Genomic DNA, 10,388 nt, shown 5'->3' with positions numbered 1-10,388 from the left:
CGCCTGTCCCCGTTCGGCGCGGTGGGCACCGCGCCCGTCGGCCCCGTCAACGCGATCGGCGTGGCCGTGCTCCTCACGGTGACAGTCGTGCTGGTCGCCGTGGGGCTGGCCGGCTTTCGGCGTCGCGACGTGCCGCGGACCTGACCGCGGCGCCCGGCCCGACCTGACAGACTGGCTCGCACGGACGCCACACCTCACCGGCGCGGCCGTCACGGACACCGGCGCCGCCGGTCGCACGCGAACCAGAGAGGAACCGATGTCGAACGAGTTCGATCGAGACAGGCTCTCCACCGCACTGTCGGTGGTCGCGGACTGGCCGGTGGACACCGTCTCGGCCGCGGTGGTCGGCCCCGACGGCGCCCTCGCGGTCCACGGCGACGACACCCGCGTGTACCGCCTGGCCTCGGTGACCAAGCCCCTCGTCGCGGTGGCCGCGCTCCTGGCCGTCGAGGAGGAGGCCATCGGCCTCGATGACCCCGCGGGGCCCGAGGGGTCCACGGTGCGTCACCTGCTCGCCCACTCCTCGGGGCTGGACTTCGCCGACCGCGACAAGGTCCGCGCGGAGCCGGGGGAACGGCGGATCTACTCCTCGGCCGGGTTCGAGGTGCTGGCCGACCACATCGCCGACGCCACCGGGATCGCGTTCGGCGACTACCTCCACGAGGCTGTGTGTCAGCCGCTGGGCATGGAGTCCACCACGCTCGAGGGCTCCGCCGGGCACGGGGCCTCCGCCAGCCTGGCCGACCTCATCGCGTTCGCCCGCGAGCTCGTGGCCCCGCGGCTGCTTGCGACCGAGACCCTCGAGGAGGCCGTGACCGAACAGTTCCGCGGCCTCGACGGGATCGTGCCCGGGTACGGCATGCACAAGCCGTGCCCCTGGGGCCTGGGCTTCGAACTCCGCGACGCCAAGCACCCCCACTGGACCGGGCAGCACAATTCGCCCGCGACCTTCGGGCACTTCGGGCAGTCCGGGACCCTGCTGTGGGTCGAACCGGAGATCTCCACGGCGCTGATCGTGCTCACCGACCGCGACTTCGGCGACTGGGCCAAGCCGCTGTGGCCGGAACTGTCCGACAGGGTGGTCGATGCGGCAACCCGGCGTTCGCGCGAAGAGGACTCGCTCGGGGGGTGAGTCCGCCACCCGCGACACGCCCGCACTCGTGCCGGGCGCGGGAATCACCGTGCTGTAACTTTGCTGAGAGTCGAGAAGTGTCGCTGGTGTAATTCAATCACTTCAGGCACAGTGTTAACTACAAACAACAGAAGCAACATCATTCACACGATTTCGTGAGGTCGTTGGGGAAGACGTCCCTCAGTGAGTCGGGAGTGAAGTGATGTCTGACCATAACTATCTCGCGGATACGACGACCGGCGTGGTGTTCATCCATGCCGCGCCTACCGCGTTATGCCCTCACGTCGAGTGGGCTCTCGCAGCCACGCTCGACGCCAACTCAGCCATGCGCTGGGAGGACCAGCCGGCCCAGCCGGGCGCTCGCAAAGCGATCGTCGACTGGATCGGCCCGGTCGGCACCGGCGCGCGTCTGGCCGATTCGCTGGCCAAGTGGTCGATGCTGTCTTTCGAGGTCACCGAGGACCCGAGCGACCTCGTCGACGGCGAACGCTTCTCCCACACGCCCGAACTCGGGATGTGGCGGGGGCAGACGGGCGCCAGTGGCGACGTGGTGCTCAGCGAGAACCGGCTCCGGCATCTCATGAAGGCCGGACCCGCCGCCTTCCATGCCGCGGTGGAGGACGAGCTCGGCGCCGCCTGGGACCGCGCCCTCGAACCGCTGCGCGGCCACCCGGCCGCCGCCGAGGTCACCTGGCTCTCCCGGGTCGGCTGACCCACCGCACCACCGCACTCCCGCACTCCGGACAGCGCCCGCCCCAGTTCTCGGGGCGGGCGCTGACTCGTGTGCGCGACACGCTGGCGGCACCCGGCACCGGCTGCGGGTGGCCACCGCGTCGTCCCGGGACACGACTGCGCCCCCTCCCGTCAGATCGGGGAGGGGGCGCAGTCGTCGGGTGCGGATCTGCCGAAAGTGCTCCGGCCGGGGTCAGGTCACAGCGGGATGTTCTTGTGCTGGCCGCGGGTGTGCGCGGCCGCGTCCAGCGCCTCGGCGATGCGTCGGCGGGTGTCGGTGGGCTCGATGACCTCGTCGACCACACCGATGGAGACCGCGCGCCCCACGCCACCGGCGATGGCCGCGTGCTCATCGGCCAGACGGTCGTGCAGCGCCTCCCGCTCGTCCTCGGGTGCCGCCGCGAGGGTGCGCTTGTGGAGGATGCCGACGGCGGCCTTGGCGCCCATCACCGCGACCTCGGCGTCGGGCCAGGCGAACACGGCGGAGGCTCCGAGAGCGCGCGAGTTCATCGCGATGTAGGCACCGCCGTAGATCTTGCGGGTGACGAGCGTGACCCGGGCGACCGAGGCCTCGGCGAACGCGTGCAGCAGCTTGGCGCCGCGGCGCACCACGCCGTCCCACTCCTGCGAGACGCCGGGCAGGTAACCGGGGACGTCCACGATCACGACCAGCGGCACGCCGAAGGCGTTGCAGAGCCGGACGAACCGTGAGGCCTTCTCCGCGGACTCCGAGTTGAGGCAACCGCCCAACCGCAGCGGATTGTTGGCGATGACACCCACGGTGCGGCCGGACATCCGGCCGAAGCCCACCACGATGCTGGGGGCCCACTTGGCCTGCAGCTCCTCGAAGGTGGTGCTGCCGTCGAGCTCCGAGGAGTCGAGCAACCCGTGGACGAGAGGACGGACGTCATACGCGCGCTTCGGTGAGTCGGGGAGCAGGCCCGCAAGATCGGTGTGATCGCCCTCGAGGGCACGCGGGTCGAACTCACCCTGCGCGGACAGCAGGGTCACGAGACGACGCGCCCGGTGCAGGGCATCGCGCTCGTCGGTCGCGGCAATGTGGCACACCCCCGACTTGCGGTGGTGCACGTCCTGGCCGCCCAGGCCCTCCATGTCGACCTGCTCGCCGGTGACTGAGCGGACCACGTCGGGACCGGTGACGAAGATCTTGCCGGCCGGCGCCATGATGACGACGTCGGTCAGCGCGGGGCCGTAGGCGGCGCCGCCGGCGGCGGGCCCGAGCACGACGGAGATCTGGGGCACGTGGCCCGATGCGCGGACCATGGCCTCGAATACGAGGCCGACCGCGTGCAGCGCCTCGACGCCCTCCGCGAGTCGCGCCCCACCCGAGTGCCAAACGCCGACGACGGGCAGATGCTCGTCGATCGCCACGTCGATGGCGTGCACGATGTGCCGGCACCCGTCCAGGCCCATGGCGCCACCCATGACAGTGGCGTCCGTCGCGTACGCGATGGTGGGTTCGCCGTCGATCAGGCCGCGTGCGGCCATGGCGCCGGAGGCGTCGGGCTCGGTGATGAACTCGAGCGAAGCCGGGTCGAAGAGGTTCTCGAGCCGGACGACGGGATCTCGAGGGTCGATCTGGGTGTTCTGGTCAACAGGGCTGGTGATGGTCATATGTGCAGTCCTTTCCTCGGCGCGCGTCCCTGGGAGGGAGAGCGCGCCTGCGATGGACCCCCGGACTGGCTTGTGGGCGATCGGCGTTCGGATCGGGACCCCCGTCCCGGTCCGGACCTCCCGCCCGGCACCCCGCGGTGAGCGAGGTGATCATTGCTGGGCCCTGTGTGGGGGAGGGGACGCGGGCTCGACGTGGTGCACCGACCGCACCTTCGGCCCTGACTGCGTCCCCGCCCCGGCACACGGGGCCGGATGTCAGCTCTGGTCGAGCTTCTGGATGTAGTCGACCGCGTCCTGAACAGTACGCAACTTGGCGAGGTCCTCGTCGGGGATCTCCACCCCGTAGCGGTCCTCGGTCTGCACGGCGATCTCCACCATGGAGAGCGAATCGATGTCGAGATCGTCGACGAAGGACTTCTCCGGGGTCACCTCGGAGGGTTCGATCCCGGTGACCTCCTCGACGATCTCCGCCAGTCCTGCGATGATCTCGGCCTCGGTGCGTGCCATGTGGTGTCCCTTTCTGATGGGTGGTGCCGTGCCCGGCGGGCGCGACGGATGGTCTGGTCGCGATCGCCGGCCGGGGCCGACGATCGGGGGTGGGAGGAGCGGTCAGGCGCCGCTGAGTGCGGGGACCGACTCGAGGGCGAGTTCGAGGTCCTCGGGGGTGGTCACGCCGTACCGGGGAACGTCACGCATCATGCGCTTGGCCAACCCGACGAGTGAGCCGGAGGGCGGCAGCTCGATGAACGCATCGACGCCCAACTTGAGCATCGTCTGCGTACAGAGGTCCCACCGGACGGGATGGGTGATCTGGGAGACGACCCTGTCGAGGGCGTCGCGACCTGAGGTGACGACCATGCCGTCGGCGTTGGAGACCAGCGTCAGCTCCGGGTCGTTGACCTCGATCGTGTCGGCCAGGTCGCGGACCTCGTCGACGGCGGAGGCCATGTGGTGGGTGTGGAACGCCCCGGCGACCTCCAGCCGGCGCAGTCGCGCCCGGCTCGGTGGATTCTGCTCCAGGGCGTCGCAGGCCTCGAGCGGGCCGGCGGCCACGATCTGGCCCGCGCCGTTACGGTTGGCCGGCTGCAGCCCGGCGGTGTCCAGCGACAGCAGGACATCGGCCTCGACCCCGCCCAGCACCGCGATCATGCCGGTGGGGCGCTCGGCACACGCCCGGGACATCGCGGCACCGCGGACGGACGCCAGACGCAGGGCGTCGGCTTCCGACACCACCCCGGCGATCGCCAGCGCGGCGATCTCGCCGATCGAGTGGCCGGCCACCATCGTGTCGCAGGGCACCTGGCCGCGCCGGCGCAACTCGGCGGCACCGAGCAGGGCCGAGGCGACGACGAGCGGTTGGGTCACCGCGGTGTCGGTGATTTCCTGCAGGGTCGCAGTCGTGCCGAGACGCTCGAGGTCGAGTCCGCTCGATGCGGACCACTCGTCGAGACGGTCCGAGGCACCGGGCAACTCGAGCCAGGGCGCGAGCATCCCGGCTTTCTGAGACCCTTGTCCAGGGGCAGTAAGGCAAAGCACGGGTATCAGAGAACACGCCCGGCCCCTCTTAGGATGATGTTCCCCAAGCCAGAAACACAGCCAGGATTTTGTGCGCTTCCCACAAATGGCGAGCTGGCTGGTCGTCCATCTCCGGACGGTTCGGTTTCGTTACACCCTGTTACGGGAGTGATTGATTACGACTCCTGAGTGCTTCGGTCGGCGAACTTCCCGAGGACGAGGGCGATTCTCAGGACAAAAGCGTCCCTCGCGTTAAGTGGATCGAATTTGGTGATTTGACTCACTCTCTTGAGGCGGTATCGCACGGTGTTGGGATGGACGTACAACTCGCGGGCACACGCCTCGACGTGCCCACCGGAGTCCAGATAGGCCCGGAGGGTGTTCTCGACCGAGGTGTCTGCGCCCCTCAGCGGTGTGACGACCCGGTCGACCAACATCGTCGCCGCGCCCCGGTCGCCGGCGAGGACCCGCTCGGGCAGGAGATCGATCGCCGCGACCGGTCGGGGGGCGCCGGGCCAGCCACAGACCGCCGCCACGCCGGAGAGCGCCTCGGTCGCGCTGTCCGGGGCCTCGGCGAGGGAGCTCACCGTGTGCCCGACGACGACCGGCGCGTCGGGTGAGAAAGAGTCGAGGACTTCGGCCGGGACCGCGGAGGAGGACTCGAGCTCCCCGGAGAGGATGACGACGAGGCGCGCGCCCTGAACCACGGCCAGTGCGTGCCGGCCGGCCGCGACCGCGGCTTTGTGGGCGGCGGGCACCGACGCCAGTCCCAGTTCTTCACGGGGCCTGCCGACGATCACCGTCGCCGCAGTGGTGGGGTCCCAGTTCAGGGCCGAGGCCCCGGAGGCGAGGTCGGCATGACGATCGCCGCGGACCACGGCGTCGACCAGCATCGCCTCCATTCGGGTATCCCAGGCTCCCCGGTTCTCCGCGGCGGCGGCGTAGACCGCCGCCGCGGTGAAGCCGAGTTCACGGCCGAACTTGAGCACCGCGGTGATCATGAGTCCGCGTTGGCGCTCGTTGTGGGTGATCCGGGGCATCACCAGCTCGAAGTACTCACACGTCGACCGGACGAGCTGGACCGTCTGCTGCAGGGTCAGCCCCTGGCCGAGCCCCTTGGGGAGCAACTTGAACCCCGCGATGGTGTCCGTGTGCGGAGCCTCGGGGTTGCGCATCCAGGTGACGAAGTCGCGCACCGCGCTCTGGATGATCAGCTGGATCTCGGCCCGCTGGTCGGCGGACAACTCGGCGAAGAACGCCAGATCCTGTTCCAACGCGCGGACCGCCTCGGTCGACAGGGTCCCCGAGTACCGGGTGATGCGCTTGAGCAGGGCATCGGAGACGGGACGATCGTCCGGCGGCGTCGCGGAGCGTCGCCGGACGGGTTGTGCGTCCCTCTCCCCGGTCCCGGGGTCGGCCATGTCTGTCACGCCACTCCGGGGTCCGTCGTCGGCTCGGGGGCGGCCATGACGTCGTCGATCCGGTACAGACGCGCCGCTTCGAGCAGGGTGGTCTTGTCGATGGTCCCCTCGCGGGCCAGGCCCGCGAGGACGGCCACGACGATCGATTCGGCGTCCGTGTTGAAGAAGCGGCGGGCGGCGGGCCGGGTGTCGGAGAACCCGAAGCCGTCACATCCGAGGACGGTGAAGTCCCCGGGGACCCAGGCGCGGATCTGGTCCGGAACCGCCTTCTGGAAGTCGCTCACCGCGACCTTCGGCCCCTCGGCCGACGCCAGTGCCGCGGTGACGAACGGGATGCGCGGCTGCTGATCGGGGTGGCGGAGCTCGTGGCGTTCGCACTCGAACCCGTCACGGGCGAGCTCCGTCCACGAGGTCGCCGACCACAGGTCGGCCGCGACGTCCCACTTGTCGGCGAGCATCTTCTGCGCCTCGACCGCCGCATACATCGCCACGCCGGACGCGAGGATGGAGGCCTTGTGGCTCCCGGCCTCCGCCGCGCGGAAGCGGTACAGACCGCGCAGGAGGGCGTCGACGTCCAGGTCCCCGGGCTCCGCCGGCTGCGGAACGGGCTCGTTGTACAGGGTGATGTAGTACGACACGTTGCGGTCGATGCCGTCGGTCTCGGTCTCGTTGGCCGCGCCGGGGCCGTACATGCGCTCGATGCCCGCGCGCATGATGTGGGCGACCTCGTACGCCCACGCCGGGTCGTAGGAGATGATCCCCGGGTTGGTCGCGGCCAACAGCGGGGAGTGGCCGTCCATGTGCTGCAGGCCCTCGCCGGTGAGCGTGGTGCGGCCGGCGGTGGCGCCCAGCAGGAAGCCGCGGGCGAGCTGGTCGGCGGCGGCCCAGATGCCGTCGCCGGTGCGCTGGAACCCGAACATGGAATAGAAGATGTACAGAGGGATCATCGGCTGGCCGTGGGTCGCGTACGCGGTCCCGGCGGCGGTGAACTCGGCGACGGACCCCGCCTCGCTGATGCCCTCGTGCATGATCTGGCCGTCCTTGGCCTCCTTGTAGCTCAGCATGAGGTCGTGGTCGACCGAGGTGTAGTTCTGCCCGTGCGGGTTGTAGATCTTCAGGGTGGGGAACCACGAGTCCATGCCGAAGGTGCGGGCCTCGTCGGGGATGATCGGCACGAAACGGTCGCGCAGGGACTCGTCGCGCATGAGCTCCTTGGCCGTCCGCACGAGCGCCATGGTGGTGGCGACGGCCTGCTTACCCGACCCCTTGCGGAGTGACTTCAGGGCGTCGATGCCCGGCACGGCCAGGGGGGTGAAGGTCTGGCGCCGCTCGGGGACGTGCCCGCCGAGGGCGGACCTGCGGTCCAGCATGTAGCGGATCTCCGGCGAGTTCGGCCCCGGGTTGTAGTAGGGCGGCTGGGTCGGATCGGCCTCCAGCTCCTCGTCGGTGATGGGGATCTGCTGCTTGTCGCGGAACAGTTTGAGGTCGTCGAGCGTCAGCTTCTTCATCTGGTGGGTCGCGTTGCGGCCCTCGAAGTTCTGGCCCAGTCCGAAGCCCTTGATGGTGTGGGCCAGGATGACCGTCGGCCGGCCGGTGTGCTCGAGCGACGCCTTGTACGCGGCGTGGATCTTGCGGTAGTCGTGCCCGCCGCGGCGCAGCGCCCAGATCTCGTCGTCCGTCATATCCTCGACGAGCTTGGCGGTGCGGGGGTCGCGGCCGAAGAAGTGCTCGCGGATCCAGGCGCCGTCGTTGGCGCGGAAGGTCTGGTAGTCGCCGTCGGAGACCGAGTTCATCAGCGAGACGAGCGCGCCCTCGGTGTCCTTGTCGAACAGGGCGTCCCATTCGCGACCCCAGACCACCTTGATGACGTTCCAGCCGGCGCCGCTGAAGTACGACTCCAGCTCCTGGACGATCTGGCCGTTCCCTCGGACCGGCCCGTCGAGACGCTGGAGGTTGCAGTTGATGACGAAGGTGAGGTTGTCGAGGGCGTCGTTCGCGGCGATCTGCAGCGCGCCGCGCGACTCGACCTCGTCCATCTCACCATCACCGAGGAACGCCCACACGTGCTGCTGCGACGTGTCCTTGATGCCGCGGTTGTGGAGGTAGCGGTTGAACCGTGCCTGGTAGATGGCGTTGATCGGCCCCAGACCCATCGAGACCGTGGGGAACTCCCAGAACTCGGGCAGCGAGCGGGGGTGGGGGTAGGAGGGGAGTGAACGCCCCGGATGGCTCTTCTCCTGCCGGAACCCGTCGAGGTCCTGCTCCCGCAACCGGCCCTCGAGGTAGGCCCGGGCGTACATGCCCGGGGAGGCGTGGCCCTGGAAGTAGATGTGGTCGCCGCCGCCGGGATGGTCCTTGCCGCGGAAGAAATGGTTGTACCCCACCTCGTAGAGCGGGGCCGCCCCGGCGTAGGTGGAGATGTGACCGCCCACGCCGATCCCGGGCCGCTGGGCGCGGTGGACCATGATGGCGGCGTTCCACCGGATCCATCGACGGTAGGTCCGCTCCACCGCCTCGTCGCCGGGGAACTCCGGCTCGAGACTCGTGGGGATGGTGTTGACATAGTCGGTGGACGTGAGGGCGGGCAGCGGAACACGCTGCTTGGAGGCCCGCTCGAGGAGACGCAGCATGAGGTAACGGGCGCGCTCGGGCCCGGCCTCGGCGAGCAGGCCGTCGAGCGAGTCCATCCACTCCTGGGTCTCCTCGGGGTCGGAGTCCGCCAGGTAGGAGGCGACCCCTTCCCGGAGAATCGGCACGTTGGTGGGTGCGGTCCCGTCCCGTGGGCCTTCGTTTCCGCTCATGCGTATCGTCCTCACTTCTGTGATTCGTACCGTGGACGCCCGGTGGGGCCACCACATGTCGTGGTACATCGTCGGGCCCGGGCCGCGGCCCGCAGGTGTGGGCGGATCGCGTCGGGCTCGGGGCGGGCCACCGTAGGCCCACCGGTTCCGATTGTGCCCCAAAGCGTGACGCGCGACACCGTCGCCTGAGCCGACACACCGCCAAATGGGCGGTAGTCGTTTCCCCGGCGGGTGTGCGCGGGTAGTGTTCCTGGTCAGCGAAAGACCCGAGAAGTAGCACGACGGAGTAGAGGGAGGAACACCACGGTGGTCGCCGCGGCGAACCAGCAGGACGGAGCGGACCAGGTAGCTGGTCAGCTCGAACTGACGGAGGGCATGCTCGTTCAGGAGGTCGGATGGGATTCCGACTGTGACGAGTCGATCAGCGAGGCCGTCGAGGACGCCGTCGGATCAGAGCTGCTGGAGGAGGACACCGATGAGGTGGTCGACGCGGTACTGCTCTGGTGGAGGGACGGTGACGGCGACCTGGTCGACCGACTCATGGACGTCATGACCCCCCTGGCGGACGACGGCTCGGTGTGGGTCCTCACCCCCAAGACAGGGCTCGACGGGCATGTGGTGCCCGCAGTGATCGCGGAGTCCGCCCAGACCGCGGGGATGCTGCAGACGCGCACCGCCGCGCTCGGGGACTGGGCCGGAAGCCGGCTCGCCCTGCGGAAGAACAGCATGCCCCGCAAGTGATCGCGGCACCCCGGACCCCTCGTGCGCCCCGGGGTGGGGCGCTGTCCCGGGTGGGATAATCTGACCGCACCGGCGCGATCGACGCGTCGGTGCGCACGCGCGCGTAGCTCAGCGGTTAGAGCTCTGGTCTTACACACCAGCGGTCGGGGGTTCGATTCCCTCCGCGCGCACCGATGATGAAGACCGACCGATGACAACCGACCGCACCCGGTGCCGAGGGCTCGGCGTAGGTGGTCAGGTCCGGAGGCGGTCCGCTCGGCGGAAAGCCCTGCGCTGCTCGGCGTCGTTGCGGTCGCCGTAGCGGGCCCGCATCGCGCGTTCACGGGCGGACGCCTCGTCGAGCTCGGTGGCTCCCCGGCCGCCGCCGTCTGAGCCGCCGCCCGACGAGTCACCGTTCGCGGGATCGCCGCC

8 protein-coding genes and 1 tRNA gene are annotated in these 10,388 nt (G+C 69.7%); 4 read left to right on the top strand and 5 right to left on the bottom strand.

The window, feature by feature from the left end:
• The first annotated feature begins 256 nt into the window (after positions 1-256).
• The gene (locus tag G6024_RS03965; protein ID WP_159148120.1) at positions 257-1,132 is read left to right on the top strand and encodes a serine hydrolase domain-containing protein; all 876 of its coding nucleotides are present in this window, start codon (positions 257-259) and stop codon (positions 1,130-1,132) included.
• 202 nt (positions 1,133-1,334) lie between these two features.
• Positions 1,335-1,844, top strand: coding sequence for a DUF3145 domain-containing protein (locus G6024_RS03960; RefSeq protein ID WP_159148118.1), 510 nt, complete (start codon positions 1,335-1,337; stop codon positions 1,842-1,844).
• A gap of 218 nt (positions 1,845-2,062) precedes the next feature.
• On the opposite strand, the gene G6024_RS03955 is transcribed toward G6024_RS03960, so the two are convergent.
• The 5 genes from G6024_RS03955 to aceE all read right to left on the bottom strand — a co-directional run bounded on the left by G6024_RS03955 (position 2,063) and on the right by aceE (position 9,236).
• Complete coding sequence (locus G6024_RS03955) at positions 2,063-3,499, bottom strand: acyl-CoA carboxylase subunit beta (protein ID WP_120285770.1); 1,437 nt, start codon at positions 3,497-3,499, stop codon at positions 2,063-2,065.
• Between the two features lie 255 nt (positions 3,500-3,754).
• On the bottom strand, positions 3,755-4,006 hold the full coding sequence (acpM, locus tag G6024_RS03950) for a meromycolate extension acyl carrier protein AcpM (RefSeq protein WP_067714230.1): 252 nt from the start codon (positions 4,004-4,006) through the stop codon (positions 3,755-3,757).
• A 102-nt stretch (positions 4,007-4,108) separates the two neighbouring features.
• Positions 4,109-5,035: an ACP S-malonyltransferase gene (locus G6024_RS03945; protein WP_096905694.1), complete on the bottom strand. Its 927-nt coding sequence runs from the start codon at positions 5,033-5,035 to the stop codon at positions 4,109-4,111.
• Positions 5,036-5,190: 155 nt separating this feature from the next.
• Positions 5,191-6,435: a PucR family transcriptional regulator gene (locus tag G6024_RS03940; RefSeq protein ID WP_159148116.1), complete on the bottom strand. Its 1,245-nt coding sequence runs from the start codon at positions 6,433-6,435 to the stop codon at positions 5,191-5,193.
• A 5-nt stretch (positions 6,436-6,440) separates the two neighbouring features.
• On the bottom strand, positions 6,441-9,236 hold the full coding sequence (gene aceE / locus G6024_RS03935; protein ID WP_159148114.1) for a pyruvate dehydrogenase (acetyl-transferring), homodimeric type: 2,796 nt from the start codon (positions 9,234-9,236) through the stop codon (positions 6,441-6,443).
• Positions 9,237-9,542: 306 nt separating this feature from the next.
• On the opposite strand from aceE, the gene G6024_RS03930 reads away from it, so the two are divergent.
• Positions 9,543-9,977 carry a DUF3052 domain-containing protein gene (locus G6024_RS03930; protein WP_096905691.1) on the top strand — a complete coding sequence of 145 codons (435 nt, stop codon included), beginning with the start codon at positions 9,543-9,545 and terminating at the stop codon, positions 9,975-9,977.
• A 97-nt stretch (positions 9,978-10,074) separates the two neighbouring features.
• Positions 10,075-10,147, top strand: a tRNA-Val gene (locus tag G6024_RS03925).
• The last annotated feature ends 241 nt before the right edge of the window (positions 10,148-10,388 follow it).

It is taken from the genome of Dietzia maris, from assembly GCF_014144855.1.
Lineage (GTDB): Bacteria > Actinomycetota > Actinomycetes > Mycobacteriales > Mycobacteriaceae > Dietzia > Dietzia kunjamensis.
This window is presented reverse-complemented; position numbering and strand designations above follow the sequence as displayed.